Annotated in this window: 17 protein-coding genes; 9 read left to right on the top strand and 8 right to left on the bottom strand. The window is 72.1% G+C overall.

The window, feature by feature from the left end:
• Window positions 1-29: 29 nt before the first annotated feature.
• Window positions 30-926, top strand: a complete 897-nt coding sequence (locus PHZ_RS00670; protein ID WP_012520686.1) for a hydrogen peroxide-inducible genes activator — start codon at window positions 30-32, stop codon at window positions 924-926.
• A gap of 12 nt (window positions 927-938) precedes the next feature.
• Here PHZ_RS00670 and PHZ_RS00675 read toward each other — a convergent pair whose 3' ends face one another.
• On the bottom strand, window positions 939-3020 hold the full coding sequence (locus PHZ_RS00675) for a prolyl oligopeptidase family serine peptidase (RefSeq protein WP_012520687.1): 2082 nt from the start codon (window positions 3018-3020) through the stop codon (window positions 939-941).
• Window positions 3021-3213: 193 nt separating this feature from the next.
• On the opposite strand from PHZ_RS00675, the gene PHZ_RS00680 reads away from it, so the two are divergent.
• From PHZ_RS00680 to PHZ_RS00695, 4 genes are read left to right on the top strand one after another with little or no spacing between them, the layout of a single operon-like run.
• Window positions 3214-4917 (top strand): ATP-binding protein, encoded by a 1704-nt coding sequence (locus PHZ_RS00680; protein WP_049758085.1) that lies wholly within the window; start codon window positions 3214-3216, stop codon window positions 4915-4917.
• Between the two features lie 58 nt (window positions 4918-4975).
• Window positions 4976-5797 (top strand): diaminopimelate epimerase, encoded by an 822-nt coding sequence (dapF, locus tag PHZ_RS00685; protein ID WP_041373760.1) that lies wholly within the window; start codon window positions 4976-4978, stop codon window positions 5795-5797.
• On the top strand, window positions 5728-7125 hold the full coding sequence (mtaB, locus tag PHZ_RS00690) for a tRNA (N(6)-L-threonylcarbamoyladenosine(37)-C(2))-methylthiotransferase MtaB (protein WP_012520690.1): 1398 nt from the start codon (window positions 5728-5730) through the stop codon (window positions 7123-7125). The genes dapF and mtaB overlap by 70 nt, the downstream gene beginning before the upstream one ends.
• Window positions 7122-7553, top strand: a complete 432-nt coding sequence (locus tag PHZ_RS00695; RefSeq protein ID WP_012520691.1) for a GFA family protein — start codon at window positions 7122-7124, stop codon at window positions 7551-7553. The genes mtaB and PHZ_RS00695 overlap by 4 nt, the downstream gene beginning before the upstream one ends.
• Here PHZ_RS00695 and PHZ_RS00700 read toward each other — a convergent pair whose 3' ends face one another.
• Window positions 7554-8189 (bottom strand): trimeric intracellular cation channel family protein, encoded by a 636-nt coding sequence (locus tag PHZ_RS00700; protein WP_012520692.1) that lies wholly within the window; start codon window positions 8187-8189, stop codon window positions 7554-7556.
• Window positions 8190-8248: 59 nt separating this feature from the next.
• Here PHZ_RS00700 and ftsY point away from each other — a divergent pair, with 59 nt between their 5' ends.
• The 3 genes from ftsY (at window position 8249) to PHZ_RS00715 (ending at window position 10427) form a co-directional block, all read left to right on the top strand.
• A complete protein-coding gene (gene ftsY / locus PHZ_RS00705; RefSeq protein WP_012520693.1) occupies window positions 8249-9193 on the top strand; it encodes a signal recognition particle-docking protein FtsY in 945 nt (314 codons plus the stop codon).
• A complete protein-coding gene (locus PHZ_RS00710) occupies window positions 9190-9771 on the top strand; it encodes an inner membrane-spanning protein YciB (protein ID WP_012520694.1) in 582 nt (193 codons plus the stop codon). Before ftsY ends, PHZ_RS00710 begins: the two co-directional genes overlap by 4 nt.
• Before the next feature lie 92 nt (window positions 9772-9863).
• A complete protein-coding gene (locus PHZ_RS00715; protein WP_012520695.1) occupies window positions 9864-10427 on the top strand; it encodes a MarR family winged helix-turn-helix transcriptional regulator in 564 nt (187 codons plus the stop codon).
• 25 nt (window positions 10428-10452) lie between these two features.
• On the opposite strand, the gene PHZ_RS00720 is transcribed toward PHZ_RS00715, so the two are convergent.
• From PHZ_RS00720 to PHZ_RS21375, 6 genes are all read right to left on the bottom strand, one after another.
• Window positions 10453-10650, bottom strand: coding sequence for a hypothetical protein (locus tag PHZ_RS00720; RefSeq protein ID WP_041372924.1), 198 nt, complete (start codon window positions 10648-10650; stop codon window positions 10453-10455).
• Between the two features lie 105 nt (window positions 10651-10755).
• The gene (locus PHZ_RS22940) at window positions 10756-11022 is read right to left on the bottom strand and encodes a hypothetical protein (protein WP_012520696.1); all 267 of its coding nucleotides are present in this window, start codon (window positions 11020-11022) and stop codon (window positions 10756-10758) included.
• Between the two features lie 87 nt (window positions 11023-11109).
• Window positions 11110-11625 carry a DsbE family thiol:disulfide interchange protein gene (locus tag PHZ_RS00730; RefSeq protein ID WP_012520697.1) on the bottom strand — a complete coding sequence of 172 codons (516 nt, stop codon included), beginning with the start codon at window positions 11623-11625 and terminating at the stop codon, window positions 11110-11112.
• Window positions 11622-11777: a heme exporter protein CcmD gene (gene ccmD / locus PHZ_RS22005; protein WP_083770787.1), complete on the bottom strand. Its 156-nt coding sequence runs from the start codon at window positions 11775-11777 to the stop codon at window positions 11622-11624. The genes PHZ_RS00730 and ccmD overlap by 4 nt, the downstream gene beginning before the upstream one ends.
• Before the next feature lie 4 nt (window positions 11778-11781).
• The gene (ccmC, locus tag PHZ_RS00735) at window positions 11782-12510 is read right to left on the bottom strand and encodes a heme ABC transporter permease CcmC (RefSeq protein ID WP_012520698.1); all 729 of its coding nucleotides are present in this window, start codon (window positions 12508-12510) and stop codon (window positions 11782-11784) included.
• A gap of 71 nt (window positions 12511-12581) precedes the next feature.
• Window positions 12582-13166 (bottom strand): Spy/CpxP family protein refolding chaperone, encoded by a 585-nt coding sequence (locus PHZ_RS21375; RefSeq protein WP_012520699.1) that lies wholly within the window; start codon window positions 13164-13166, stop codon window positions 12582-12584.
• A 148-nt stretch (window positions 13167-13314) separates the two neighbouring features.
• On the opposite strand from PHZ_RS21375, the gene PHZ_RS00745 reads away from it, so the two are divergent.
• Complete coding sequence (locus tag PHZ_RS00745) at window positions 13315-13764, top strand: nuclear transport factor 2 family protein (protein ID WP_041372925.1); 450 nt, start codon at window positions 13315-13317, stop codon at window positions 13762-13764.
• Window position 13765: the final 1 nt, after the last annotated feature.

Below are 13765 nucleotides of genomic sequence, written 5' to 3' on the forward strand. Positions count from 1 at the left end.
CGCCCCGCGCGCCCCTGGAGTGACGCCCGATGCTGCCGACGATCAGACAGCTGCAGTACCTCAAGCTGCTGGCCGAGCACGGCGCGTTCGGCCGCGCCGCCGAGGCCGCGCACGTCACCCAGCCGACGCTGTCGGCGGGCATCCAGGAGCTGGAGCGGACGCTGGGCGCGCCGGTGGTCGACCGGGCCCGCTCGGGCGTGATCCTGACCCCCGTGGGCGAGGAGGCCCTGCGCCGGGCGACGGTGATCCTCAACGAGGCCGAGGAGCTGGTCGAGGCGGCCAAGAACGCCGGACAGCCGCTGACCGGCCGCTTCCGTCTCGGGGTGATCCCGACCATCGCGCCCTTCCTGCTGCCCCGAGCCCTGCCGCTGCTGCGCGAGCGCTTCCCCAAGCTGAAGCTGTTCCTGCGCGAGGACCTGACCCAGCGGCTGATCGCGCAGCTCAAGGCGGGGCGCCTCGACGCCGCGCTGATCGCCCTGCCGTTCGACATGTCGGGGCTGGAGTGGGCGCACGTCGCCGACGACGAGCTGCTCGCCGCCCTGCCGGCGAACCATCCGCTCGCCGCCCTGAAGGCCGCCTCGCCCGAGGCGCTGGCGGAGGAGAACCTGATCCTGCTCGAAGACGGCCACTGCCTGCGCGAGCATGCGCTGTCGGCCTGCCGGCTGAGCCCGCCGCGCGACGGCGGCAATGAGGAGGCCTTCGCCGCCACCTCCCTGCCCACCCTGGTGCAGATGGTGGGCTCGGGCCTGGGCGTGACCTTCATTCCCCGGATGGCGGTGGCCGCCGGGCTGACCGAGGCGGCGCCGGTCGCCGTGCGGCCGATCACCGCCGATCACCCCGAGCGCGAGATCGTCGTCGCCTGGCGCGCCGGCTCGAACCGCCGGGCGGAGGGCCGGCTGCTGGCCGACATGCTGAAGGAGGCCTGAGGCCCCCCCCCTTCAGTCCATCAGCCGCTGGGCCAGGTAGACGTAGTGCCGCGCCCAACGCCGGGCGTTCAGCTCGGGATCGGCGTCGTTGGCGTGCCCGCCGAAGGTCTGCTCGTAGTAGAGGTAGGGGACCCCCAGCTCGGCGAGGCGCGCGGCGTACTTGCGCGCGTGGCCCGGATGGACCCGGTCGTCGCGGGTGTTCGTGGTGATGTAGGCCAGCGGGTAGCGCACGCCCGGCTTCAGGTTCTGGTAGCCGGAGTATTTCGCGATGAACGCGCGGTCCTCGGCCACGTCGGGATCGCCGTACTCGCCGACCCAGGACGCCCCGGCCGAGAGCTTGTGGTAGCGCAGCATGTCGACCAGCGGGCTCTCGACGACGACGGCGTTCCACAGCTCGGGATGCTGGGTCATGGACACGGTGGTCAGCACCCCGCCGTTGGAGCGGCCGTAGATGCCGAGCCTGCGCGCCGAGGTGATCTTGCGTGCGAACAGGTCGCGGGCCACGGCGGCGAAGTCGTCGAAGGCGAGCTGGCGCTTCTCGCGCAGCACCGCCTGGTGCCAGGCGGGTCCGAACTCGCCGCCGCCGCGGATGTTGGCGATGACGTAGGCGCCGCCCCGCTCCATCCACAGCTTGCCGGCCTCGGGCATGTAGATGGGCGGCTTGGCGACCTCGAAGCCGCCGTAGCCGTACATCAGGGTGGGCAGGGAGCCGTCCAGCTTCGCCGCCTTCGGGCGCACGATGAAGTAGGGGATCTTCGCGCCGTCGGAGGAGGTCGCCCAGAACTGCTCCACGACGTGGGTCGAGGCGTCGAAACGGGGCGGCAGGGTTTTCACCTGCTGCGCCGTCCCGCTCGCGGCGTCGGCGAGCCAGAGGCTGGTGGGGGTCAGGAAGCCCTCGACCGTGACGAACAGGGCGTCGTCCTTCCCGGAGGTGTCCACCAGGGTGATGTTGGCGTCCTTCGGCAGCGGCAGGCGCCGGGCGGTCCAGCGGCCGTCCGCGAAGTCGTAGGCGTCGACCGCGCCCTTCACGTCCTCGAGCAGCGTCACCACCAGCTTCCCGTCGGTGGCCGAGACCTGCTGCACCGCCTGGCGCGGGCCGGGCTGGAAGACGAGCGTCGGGCGCGCGCCGGCGGGGTCGGCCTTCAGGGCCGCCAGGTCGTAGGCGACGAGGGCGCCGGGCTGGAAGCCGCCCCAGGCCTCCTGCAGGCTGAACACCACCTGGCCGTCCACATAGGCCTCCTCCTGCGCCTTCTTCGGCAGCTGGATGCGGACGAGGCCCCGATCAGTGACGAGGCTGAACTCGGACTCGAAGAACGACAGGCCCCGCTGGACCACCAGGCCGTCGGCCCGGCCGCCCTCGCCGTAGAGCACGGCGGGCTGGGCCCAGACGTCAGCCTTCTGGCCGCGGAAGACCTCGCGCGCCGTCCCGTCGCGGGCGACCGTCTTCAGCACATAGGGATAGCCGGACTGGGTGACCTCGCCGGGGGTCCATTCGCGGCCGACGACCAGCGTGTGGCGGTCGATCCACTGGACGTACTGCTTGCCCTCGGCGAAGCGGAAGCCGCCCTCCACGAACCGTCGGGTGCGGGTGTCGAACTCGCGCAGTTCGACCGCGTCGCCGCCGCCGTCGGAGAGGCGGACGAGGCAGGTCGTCTCCTCGGGCTTCAGGCACACCGCGCCCTTGAAGAACCAGCGCCGGCCCTCGGTCTTGGCCAGGGCGTCCATGTCGATCAGCGTCTCCCAGGCAGGCTGGGCGGCGCCGTACGAGGCCCGGGTCGTATGCCGCCACAGGCCGTGCGGGTGCTCGGCGTCCTGCCACAGGTTGTCGATCCCGCCGGCCCGGAAGCCCGGCGTGGGGATGCGGTCCTTGGCGGTGAAGATGGCGCGCGCCTCGGCCAGCATCGCCTGGTAACGGGGGTCCGTCTCCAGGACAGCTGCGGTCTTGGCGTTCTCGGCCTCGGCCCAGGCGAGCGCCCTGGGGCTTTCCACCTCCTCGAGCCACAGGTGCGGATCGTCTTGGGCCAGGGCGGGGGGAGCGAGGGCGGCGGGCGCGGAAATCGACAGGGCGGCGAGGGCGCAGGCGAGGCGTTTCATGGCCTCATCTAGCCGGGCCGCCACGGGCTTGTCTGCCCCTCCTCGCCGGCCGCCGTACGCCTGATTCGAAAAAGGCGGCCTGATTGGAACGCTTGATTAAGCCAACCTGGGAAATGCTGCAGGCTGGGGAGAGGCAATGTCGCCCAGTTTCAGTTACCACCGCCTCGCGTCGACCCGGGCCCGGGAACTGCCCATGCGGGTGGGCCTTGCGCTCATCATCGGCGCCGGGACCCTGTACCTGACGCAGAGCCCCTGGACCTTCGCCTGGCTGGCGGCGGTGGCGGCGACCCAGCTTCTCGACCTGCGGCTGACGGCGCCGATGCGCCGCGACCCCGATTTCGTCCCCGACCGCGCCCAGGAGCGGGTCTATCTCGCCTCGGTGACGCTGAACGTCCTCGTCTACTCCGCCATCACGCCGCTGTGCTGGCTGAAGGGCGGGCTGGAGGGCCACCTCTACGCCCTGCTGGTGCCGGCGGCGGGGTTGATCAACGTGGCGCTGCAGGCCCAGTCGGCGCCCAAGATGCTGTGGGCCGGCTGCACGCCGCACGCCCTCTACCTGGTCAGCCTGCCGGTGCTGTCGATCCTCGTGGAGCAGGACGCCGATGTCGCCGGCATGGCCTTCGTCGCCGTCGGCGCGAGCCTCTACCTGGCCCACCTGTTCATCGCCGTGCTGCGCAACCGCCAGGCGGCGGTGGCCCTGGACGAGGCGCTCGGCGAGGCCCAGGCGGCCCGGGCCAGGGCCCAGGAGGCGAGCGCCGCCAAGAGCGAGTTCCTGGCCACCATGAGCCACGAGATCCGCACACCGCTGAACGGGGTGCTGGGGATGGCCCAGGCCATGGCGCACGATCCGCTGCCCAGGCGCCAGCGCGAGCGGCTGGAGGTGATCCGCCAGTCGGGCGAGGTGCTGCTGGTGCTGCTGAACGACCTGCTCGACATTTCCAAGATCGAGGCCGCCAAGCTGGAGCTCGACCTTGCACCGCTGGATCTGCACGACCTTGCGGCCCAGGCGCAGGAGGCCTTCGCCCCGCTCGCCGCGTCGAAGGACCTCGAGCTCTCGGTGCGGGCCGCGCCCGAGCTCGCCGGCGCCTGGCGGGCGGACGCGACGCGGGTGCGGCAGATCCTCTACAACCTGCTCGCCAACGCCGTGAAGTTCACCGAGCGCGGGGCCGTGGCCGCCGATCTCTTCCTGGACGCGGCGGGCCAGGTCGTGCTGCGCGTCCGCGACACCGGACCGGGCGTCGCGCCCGAGCGGCTGGACGCCCTGTTCGAGCGTTTCGTGCAGGCCGAGGCCTCGACGACCCGCCGCTACGGCGGCTCGGGCCTGGGGCTGGCCATCTCCCGCGACCTCGCCCGGCTGATGGGGGGCGACATCGCCGCGCAGAGCACGCCCGGCGCAGGCTCGACCTTCACCGTCATCCTGCCGCTGGACCGCGCCGATGCGCCCGAGGTTGTGGGGCCGGCGGCCGCGCCGGCGGAGGTCGCCGCGATCCGGGTGCTGGTCGCCGAGGACAACGAGACGAACCAGCTGGTGCTGAAGACCCTGCTGGGCCAGCTCGGGGTCGAGGTCGAGATGACCGCCGACGGCCACGAGGCGGTCGAGGCCTGGCGGCAGGGGCCTTTCGACCTGATCCTGATGGACGTGCAGATGCCGGTGATGGACGGCCTCGCCGCCACCCGCCGCATCCGCGAGATCGAGGCGCAGACCGGCCGGGCGCGCACGCCGATCGTCGCCCTGACCGCCAACGCGATGTCGCACCACCTGGTCGAGTACGCGCAGGCCGGCATGGACGGCGTCACGGCCAAGCCGATCGAGCTCAGCCGGCTGGTGGAACAGATGAACGTCGCCCTGAGCGGCCGCCGCTCGGGTCCGGTGACGGGGGCCACCGCGGCCGCCTGACCAGGCGCCGAAGCGGCGAGGTGCAGCGCGCGCCGTTCTCGCCTATATGTCCGCGGCCATGGGACGTCCGTTCCTCAAGATGAACGGGCTCGGCAACGACTTCGTCGTGGTCGAGACCCGCTCCGCGCCGTTCGAACCGACGGCGGCGCAGGTGCGCGCGATCGCCGACCGCGCGACCGGGATCGGCTGCGACCAGCTGATCGCCGTCGACCCTGCCGAGGGCGCCGACGCCCACGTCCGCTTCTGGAACGCCGACGGCGAGGAGGTGGGGGCCTGCGGCAACGGCACGCGCTGCGTCGGCTGGCTGCTCATGCAGTCCAGCGGCAAGGACGAGGCGGTGATCGAGACGCGGGCGGGGCGCCTCGTCGCCACCCGCGCGGGCGAGCGGCTGGTCAGCGTCGACATGGGCCCGCCGCGGCTGGAGTGGAACGAGATCCCGCTCGCCGAGCCGCACGACACCCGCGCGCTGGACGTCGTCCTATACCACCACGCCGACCTGATGGCGCCGCCCGGCTGCGTCTCGATGGGCAACCCGCACGTGGTCTTCTTCGTGCCCGACGCCGAGCAGGCGCCGGCGGCCGAGGCCGGCCCCGCGATCGAAGGGCACCCGCTGTTCCCCGAGCACGTCAACGTCGGCTTCGCCCAGGTGAAGGCGCCGGACCGCATCCGCCTGCGGGTGTGGGAGCGCGGCGCGGGGCTGACGAAGGCCTGCGGCACCGGCGCCTGCGCGGCCATGGTGGCCGCCTCGCGCCGCGGCCTGATCGGCCGCCACGCGACGATGGAGCTGGACGGCGGCGAGCTGTTCGTCGAATGGCGCGCGGACGGCCACGTGATCATGACCGGCCCGGCGGCCGTCGACTTCCAGGGCGAGCTGCCGTGAGCGGCTTCGAGGCCCCCTCCGTCTCGACGCGTTCGCGCCGATCCACCTCCCCCCCTTCGCAGGGGAGGAGCGACGTCGACATCGTCACGTTCGGCTGCCGGCTGAACGCCTACGAGAGCGAGGTCATCCGCAAGCGGGCGGCCGAGGACGGCCTTTCGGACGCCATCGTGTTCAACACCTGTGCGGTGACGGGCGAGGCGGTGCGCCAGGCCCGGCAGGCGATCCGCAAGGCCCGCCGCGAGCGGCCGGGCGCGAAGGTGATCGTCACCGGCTGCGCGGCCCAGATCGATCCCGACGCCTTCGCCGCCATGGACGAGGTCGACCTGGTGCTCGGCAACGCCGAGAAGAGCCAGGCCGGGTCCTATGCGCCGACGGCCGAGGCCGGCCGCGTGCGCGTCAATGACATCATGAGCGTGCGCGAGACGGCGGGCCATCTCATCGACGGATTGAAAGACCGCGCGCGGGCCTATGTCGAGGTCCAGAACGGCTGTGACCACCGCTGCACCTTCTGCATCATCCCCTACGGCCGCGGGAACTCCCGCTCGGCGCCCGCCGGCGAGGTGGTCGAGCAGGTTCGCCGGCTGGCGGGCGAAGGCTACCAGGAGGTCGTGCTCACCGGCGTGGACGTGACGAGCTGGGGCGCCGACCTGCCGGGCGCCCCGACCCTGGGCCAGCTGGTCGGGCGAATCCTGAAGCTGGCGCCCGGGCTGCCGCGCCTGCGGCTGTCGTCCATCGACGCGGCCGAGATCGACGCCGACCTGCTGCGGCTCCTCGCCGAGGAGCCCCGGCTGATGCCCTACCTGCACCTCAGCCTTCAGGCAGGGGACGACATGATCCTGAAGCGCATGAAGCGCCGCCACAGCCGCGCCGACGCGCTGAGGCTCGTCGCCGACGTGCGCGCGGTGCGCCCCGACGTGGCCTTCGGCGCCGACCTGATCGCCGGTTTCCCGACCGAGACGGACGAGATGTTCGAGAACACCCTGCGGCTGGTGGAGGAGGCGGGACTCGCGTTCCTGCACGTCTTCCCCTTCAGCCCCAGGCCGGGCACGCCGGCGGCCCGGATGCCGCAACTGCCGCGCGAGGTGGTGAAGGCTCGCGCCGCCCGCCTGCGCGCCGCCGGCGAGGCCGCCCTGGACCGCCACCTGGAGGCCCAGGTCGGCCGGACGCTGCTGGGCCTCGTCGAGCGGCCCGGGTTCGCGCGCGCCGAGGACTTCACCGAGATCGCCTTCACCGGCGAGGCGGCGGAGGGGGCCGTCGTCGCCCTGGCGGTCACCGCACACGACGGCCGGCGGGCGATCGCCCGCGTTCAGGAGAGGGGCGCGGCATGAGCTGGACCGGCGGATGCCAGTGCGGGAAGGTCCGCTTCCGGGTGGAGGGCGAGCTGGGGCGCGCCAGCATCTGCCACTGCCGCATGTGCCAGAAGGCGACCGGCGGCCCGTTCGGCGCGTTCGTGGGCGTGGACCGGGACCGGCTGACCTGGACGGGGGAGGAACCCGCCCGCTTCCAGAGCTCCAACCTCGTGCGCCGGGGCTTCTGCCCATCGTGCGGGACGCCGCTGACCTTCGAGACGGCCAAGAGCATCGACCTGACCATCTTCGCCTTCGACCGCGCCGCCGAGATCGCGCCGACCGTGCAGCTGGAGCCCGAGAGCTCGCCGGGGTGGATGGCGCACATCGCCGAGCTGGAGGTCGAGCGCCCGCCGCCCGGCTACTACGAGCGGATCCAGAACTACCAGCACCCCGACCGCGACGACTGATCAGTCCTCGGGTTCCGGCGGCGGCCGGCCGGGGAAGCCCGGCATCTTCCAGCCGAACAGGATCGCCCCCGCCCGCAGCGACAGCGCGACGGCGAAGCCCGCCCCCGCCGCCGCCATCGGCAGCACGTCCAGGGCGTACAGCCCCGCGAAGGTGGAGGCGCCGGCGAGCGCAGGGGTGACGTAGAGCTCGCGCCGCAGCAGCACCGACGGCTCCTGGGCCAGCACGTCGCGCAGGACGCCGCCGAAGGTGGCCGTCAGCACGCCCATGACGATGGCCGCCAGAGGCGGCACGCCCAGCGAGGCGGCCTTCAGGGCCCCCACCACCGAGTAGCCGGCCATGCCCAGCGCATCGAGCCACAGCAGCAGCCGCCCGCGTCCGCGCCCGCCGCCGAAGACCCACACCGCCAGGGCGGCGGCCAGGCACGCGACGAGGAAGCTCGGCTTCAGCACCCAGAACACCGGGGCGTCGATCAGCAGGTCGCGCAGCGTGCCGCCGCCCACGCCGGTGACGGCGGCGAAGAAGCCGAAGGTGATGATGTCGTGCTTGCGCCGGGCGGCCGCGAGCGCGCCGGTCGCGCCGAACACGGCCACGGCGGCGTAGTCGAGGGCGGCGAGGGTTGCAGCGAGACCTTCCATCGCCCCTCTCATGCGGCCGCAGGTGACGCGCGGCAAGCTCCCGGCTAGAAGCCCAACCCATGTCAGAACCCAAACGCGGCTGGTTCCAGCGCCTCACACAGGGGCTCACCAAGTCGTCGAAGCAGATGGGCGACCAGATCGCCTCTGTGTTCACGGCCAAGGAGCCGCTCGACCAGGCCAAGCTGGACGAGCTGGAGGAGATGCTGATCGAGGCCGACCTCGGCCCGCATTCCGCCGCCCGCATCACCGCCCGCTTCGCCGAGGAGAAGTTCGGCAAGGACGTCGGCGAGGAGGAGATCAAGGAGGCGCTCGCCCAGGCGATCGGCGACGAGCTGTCGAGCCGCCAGGGCGGCTTCGACCCGCTGTCGGGCCCCAGGCCCTACGTCGTCCTGTTCATCGGCGTGAACGGCTCGGGCAAGACCACCACGCTCGGCAAGATCGCGGCCGACCTGCGCAGCCGGGGCGCCAAGGTCCTCATCGTCGCCGGTGACACCTTCCGCGCCGCCGCCGTCGAACAGCTCAAGGTCTGGGCCGAGCGGGCGGGCGCCGACTTCATGGGCCGCCCGACCGGGTCCGACGCCGCGGGCCTGGCCTTCGACGCCGTGCAGCGGGCGAAGGCCGAGGGCTACGACGTCGTGCTGATCGACACCGCCGGGCGGCTGCAGAACAAGCAGGGGCTGATGGACGAGCTCCTGAAGATCATCCGGGTGGTCAAGAAGCTGGACCCCGAGGCGCCGCACGAGACCCTGCTGGTCCTCGACGCCACGGTGGGGCGCAACGCGCTGAACCAGGAGAACATCTTCGGCAACCAGATCGGCGTCTCGGGCATCGTCATGACCAAGCTGGACGGCACCGCCCGCGGCGGCGTGCTGGTGCCGGTCGCCCAGGCCTCGGACAGCCCCATCAAGCTGATCGGCGTGGGCGAGGGGATCGACGACCTGCAGCCCTTCGACGCCCGCGCCTTCGCCCGCTCCCTCGTAGGCCTCGCGGAGCCCGTCCGATGAACCAGCGCACGCGGGACTGGATCCGCTATTTCGTCGACTACTCGGCGCTCGTCGTGTTCCTCGTCGCCTACTTCATGACCGGCAAGGACATCACGGTCGCCACCTGGGCCCTGGTGGTGGGTTCGGGGATCGCGCTGGTCGTCGGCCTGGCGGTGGAGCGGCGGATCGCGCCCTTCCCCCTTATCGCCTGCGCCGCTGGCCTGGTGTTCGGCGGGCTGGCGCTGTTCTTCCACGACCCGCGGCTCCTGAAGATCAAGCCGACCATCATGAACGGGATCTTCGGCCTGGTGCTGACGGTCGGCCTCTTCATGGGCAAGCACCCGCTCAAGCTGCTGCTGGGCGAGGCGTTCCAGATGCCCGAGCCCGCCTGGCGGCGGCTGACCATCAACTATGCGCTGTTCTTCTTCGCCCTGGCGGGGCTGAACGAATTCGTCTGGCGGACCCAGGCCGAGGAGGTCTGGGTGGTGTTCCGCTTCCCCGGCTTGATGATCCTCACGCTGGTCTTTTCGATCGCCCACGCCCCGCTGCTGATGAAGTACGTGCGCGCCGACGAGCTGCCGCCGCCGCCGACGGAGTAAGGTTCGGGGGACGGGATCGTCCGTCGTCAAACCGTCGCAGAGAGCGGCTAAGTCTTGCCGCCGTCCAAGCCAGTTGGGGGACGGTGACGACCATGGCCAAAGGCAAGGCGCGTGCGAAGGCCGGCGTGGCCGCCCTCGACGGCTCGCCCAGTCATCTGCTGCATCGGGCGCTGCAGCGGGCGCTCGACGAATACGCCGCCGAGTTCGGCGCCGGCGCGATCACCCAGCGCCAGTACGCGGTCCTGGCGGCGGTCGCCGCCCAGGAGGGGGCGACCCAAACCGACCTCGTCCGCGCCACCGGCATCGACCGCTCGACCCTCGCCGACATGGCCGCCCGGATGATCGCGAAGGGCCTGCTGGCCCGGGAGCGCTCGACCGCCGACGCCCGCGCCAACGCCGTGCGCCTGACGCCCGAGGGCCAGGCCGCCCTGGCCGAGGCCCAGCCGAAGATGGCCGCGGTGGACGGCCGGCTGCTGAAGCTGATCCCCGGCCGCACGCGCCGCGAGGCCTTCGTCCGGCTGCTGAAGGACCTGGCGGGCGTTGGCGAGCCCCAGGGCAAGACCGAGGCCGAGGCCAAGCCGGCCAAGAAGCCCAGGGCGGACAAGGCCGCGAAGCCCGAGTCGAAAAAGAAGAAGAAGCTGAAGAAGGCGGCCTGAAACGGCCGATCCGTCCGGCGGCCGCCTACGCCGACGGGCGGGGCATCACCACGTCCGTGGGCCGCAGGTGCGGCGTGCGCAGGCGTTCATAGCCGGCCTCGGGCAGGGTCCGCATGATGATGTCGAGCATCGTCCCGCCGTCCGCCGTGATGGGCGGCGGTTCGCCGTAGAGCGCGCGCCACAAGGCCGCGGCCTCCTCGTAGATCCGGTCTTCCCGTCCCATCGCTCGTCTTACGAAACGCATTCAACAAATGACGAAACACGCGGAGCCGACCCGCGTTCCGCGCGGAATATGGTTAATTTTGCGTAGTTTAGGTGGAGCTGAAGCTCAGACGCGGATGTCCAGCAGCGAGCCGGGGCGCAGGATCCGCTGCGGCGCCTCGGCGCCGGGATCGGGCGTGCGGGAGGGGGCCTGCGGCGGGGGTTCGGCCGGCCGCGGGGCGGCGGCGGCGGCGGGCGCCTGAGCCTGACCCAGGGCGGCGGCGAAGAACGCCCGCTGGGCGGCCTGGCGCGCGGGATCCAGGCCGTGCGACTGGGGCGCGGCGGGTGGCGGCAGGTTCGGTCGGATCGTGGTCACGGGCGGAAGGCCGGACATGGTTAACAGGGACGCTCCCTGGGTGCCCGCGTCCGCCTCAAGAAGTGGTTAACGCGCCCGGCCGCGCACCTCATCAGCGCGCCCTTCTCAGCGGGCCTGGGCCGCAAGCCTCCGGGCGTCGGCCTCGGTGAGGGGGCCGGTGTGCTTGGCCAGGATCATGCCGTCGCGGCCCACGACATAGGTCTCGGGCACGCCGGTGACGCCGAACTCGACGCCCGCGCGCCCGTCGCGGTCCACCAGCACCTCCGCGTAGGGATCGCCGAGGCGGTCCAGGAAGGCCTGGCTGTTCTGGGGCGCGTCCTTGTAGGCGATGCCGACCACCCGCACCGGCTGGCCCTTCAGGCCCATCAGCACCGGGTGCTCGATCTCGCAGGGGGCGCACCAGGAGGCGAAGAAGTTGACGATCATCGGTCCTTCCGACGCCATCTCGCGCAGGGAAACCGGCTGGCCCTCGGCGAGCGTCGGCAGGCTGACCGTCGGTACGGGTTTGCCCACCAGCGCCTGCGGCTGGATCTGCGGATTGCGGTTGAGGGCGTAGAGGCCGAACAGCAGCCCCAGGGCGACCAGGGCGGCGAGCGGGATCCAGGCCAGCCAGCGGCTCATTTGCGGGCGCGCTCCTCGTAGCGGCGCTTCCAGCGGCGGGCGTGGGCCAGCGCCTCCCACACCATGCCGGCGAAGGCCAGGCCAGTCACGACGAAGGCGGGCCAGATGTAGGCGGCGTAGTCGGGCAGGGTCTCAGGCAGCGTCTGCGGCATCGGCTCAGCCCCGCGCCTGCCGCAGCGCCGCGGCCTCGGCCCGCCGGCGCCACACCTCGCCGCGGATCCGCACCAGCCACAGCGAGCCGAAGGCCGACAGATAGGAAAGGCTCATCAGCAGCAGCGGCGTCAGGTAGACGGCGGGCAGGGCGGGACCGCCCTCGGCGAAGAGGGTCGAGCCCTGGTGCAGGGTGTTCCACCACTCCACGCTGTACTTGATGACCGGCAGGTTCACCGCGCCCACCAGCGCCAGGATGGCGGCTGCGCGCCCGGCCTTGGCCTCGTCGTCGATCGCCGCGCGCAGGGCCATGTAGGCGAGGTACAGCAGGAACAGCACCAGCACCGAGGTCAGCCGGGCGTCCCAGACCCACCAGGCGCCCCACATCGGCCGGCCCCAGAGCGCGCCGGTGACCAGGGCCAGGAAGGTGAAGCCCGCGCCGAGCGGCGCCGCGGCCTGGGCGGCCGCGTCGGCCAGGACGTGCCGGAACACCAGCGACAGGAAGCTCGCCACCGCCAGGCAGACGTAGGCGAACATCGAGATCTGCGCCGCCGGCACGTGGATGAACATGATCCGGACGGTCAGGCCCTGCTGGTAGTCGGGCGGGGCGGCGAAGCCCAGCCACAGGCCGGCGGCCGCCAGCGCGGCGGCGAGCAAGCCGAACAGCGGCGCGGCCCAGCGCGAGAACGCCATGAAGCGCTCGGGATTGGCCAGGAAGGCGGGGGCCGGGATCATGGCCGATCCGCTTAAGGCCCGGCGGCCCGACCCGCAAGCGGTCCCGGGCGCAGGCCCCTACGCGCCTCTCCCTACATCGGCGGCGGCGGGGGTCCCGGCGGGCCCGGCGGCTTGGGCGGCATCGGGGGCCTGGGCGGCTTCGGTGGGGCGTCGAGGTGCGCCATGTGCGGGATCATCATCGGGCCCAGGCCCGGGCCCACCATCATCAGCATGGGCATGGCGTCGAAGGCCTTCCTCTGCTTTGCGTCGAGCTGGGCGTAGAACGCGCGGGTGGCGTCGATCCGCGCCTTCATCGCCTTCTGCTGCTCGGCCATCCTGGCCTCCATCTCGGAGAGGCGCTCCAGCGTCGTCTTGCCGCTGTCGTGCTCGAACCGCACCATCTCGTGGCGGGCGTGCTCGCGCCGGGTGGCCTCGAGGAAGGCCTTCAGCGCCGGCTCCTGGTCGGGACGCAGCTGCAGGACGTCCTTCAGGTGCTCGGTCCGGTCGCCGCGGCGGATCACCACGTCGCCGTCGCCGACGCGCGTGATGTGGACATGGCGCTCGGCGCGAGCGTCGTTCTTGCCATGCGCCTCGTGCGGATGGGCGGAGGCCGGCCCGGCCGCCGCCAGGGCGGCCAGCGCGGCTCCCGCAAGGAACCAGTGAGGGGTCTTCGGCATCGCCTTTTCGTCTCCCGTGGCAGGCGTCTGAGGGGCCAAGCTCAGCCGTCAGGATGGGGCGAAAAAGCGGCGTTCGGCATGAAGCTTTGTTCATGTGCCAGCGGCCCCGCGAAGCGGCATACGGTCGAGCTTTGATGTGGAGATCCCGATGCTCGCAGCCCTGCTGCTCGCGGCCGCCGTGGCCGCCCCTGCCCCTGCCCCAGATGCGGCGCCCGACCCGGCCGCCGTGCGGGCGATCGAGGCGGTGGCCTACGACTATGTGGACGGCCAGCTGGAGGGCGATCCGGCGCGCGTCGCCCGCGCCCTGCATCCCGACCTCGCCAAACGGGCGGTCGAGACCAACCCCGACGAGGTCTACGCCCTGCGCCGGATGTCGAAGGAGGAGCTGGTCGAGCTCACCCGCCAGGGCGTTCTGAAGACCCCGAAGGACCAGTGGAGCCGTTCGGTGAAGGTGCTGGACGTGGCGGGCGAGGTGGCGGTGGCCCGGGTCGAGACGCCCTGGTTCATCGACTACTTCCACCTCGGCCGGTTCGGCGAGCGGTGGGTGATCGTCAACGCCATGTGGCATCCCAAGCCGCGGCCGGCCGCCAGGGACTAGG

Origin of the sequence: Phenylobacterium zucineum HLK1, assembly GCF_000017265.1 — a bacterium.
In the GTDB taxonomy this organism is placed as follows: Bacteria; Pseudomonadota; Alphaproteobacteria; order Caulobacterales; family Caulobacteraceae; genus Phenylobacterium; species Phenylobacterium zucineum.

Coding starts and splice junctions, on each gene's coding strand:
- ftsY (WP_012520693.1), top strand. CDS start 8,249: ATGTCAGAACCCAAACGCGGCTGGTTCCAGCGCCTCACACAGGGGCTC.
- PHZ_RS22940 (WP_012520696.1), bottom strand. CDS start 11,022: ATGTCCGGCCTTCCGCCCGTGACCACGATCCGACCGAACCTGCCGCCA.
- PHZ_RS00745 (WP_041372925.1), top strand. CDS start 13,315: ATGCTCGCAGCCCTGCTGCTCGCGGCCGCCGTGGCCGCCCCTGCCCCT.
- ccmC (WP_012520698.1), bottom strand. CDS start 12,510: ATGATCCCGGCCCCCGCCTTCCTGGCCAATCCCGAGCGCTTCATGGCG.
- dapF (WP_041373760.1), top strand. CDS start 4,976: ATGGGACGTCCGTTCCTCAAGATGAACGGGCTCGGCAACGACTTCGTC.
- PHZ_RS00675 (WP_012520687.1), bottom strand. CDS start 3,020: ATGAAACGCCTCGCCTGCGCCCTCGCCGCCCTGTCGATTTCCGCGCCC.
- PHZ_RS00715 (WP_012520695.1), top strand. CDS start 9,864: ATGGCCAAAGGCAAGGCGCGTGCGAAGGCCGGCGTGGCCGCCCTCGAC.
- ccmD (WP_083770787.1), bottom strand. CDS start 11,777: ATGCCGCAGACGCTGCCTGAGACCCTGCCCGACTACGCCGCCTACATC.
- PHZ_RS00720 (WP_041372924.1), bottom strand. CDS start 10,650: ATGGGACGGGAAGACCGGATCTACGAGGAGGCCGCGGCCTTGTGGCGC.
- PHZ_RS00695 (WP_012520691.1), top strand. CDS start 7,122: ATGAGCTGGACCGGCGGATGCCAGTGCGGGAAGGTCCGCTTCCGGGTG.
- PHZ_RS21375 (WP_012520699.1), bottom strand. CDS start 13,166: ATGCCGAAGACCCCTCACTGGTTCCTTGCGGGAGCCGCGCTGGCCGCC.
- mtaB (WP_012520690.1), top strand. CDS start 5,728: ATGGCGCGCGGACGGCCACGTGATCATGACCGGCCCGGCGGCCGTCGA.
- PHZ_RS00670 (WP_012520686.1), top strand. CDS start 30: ATGCTGCCGACGATCAGACAGCTGCAGTACCTCAAGCTGCTGGCCGAG.
- PHZ_RS00700 (WP_012520692.1), bottom strand. CDS start 8,189: ATGGAAGGTCTCGCTGCAACCCTCGCCGCCCTCGACTACGCCGCCGTG.
- PHZ_RS00680 (WP_049758085.1), top strand. CDS start 3,214: ATGCGGGTGGGCCTTGCGCTCATCATCGGCGCCGGGACCCTGTACCTG.
- PHZ_RS00710 (WP_012520694.1), top strand. CDS start 9,190: ATGAACCAGCGCACGCGGGACTGGATCCGCTATTTCGTCGACTACTCG.
- PHZ_RS00730 (WP_012520697.1), bottom strand. CDS start 11,625: ATGAGCCGCTGGCTGGCCTGGATCCCGCTCGCCGCCCTGGTCGCCCTG.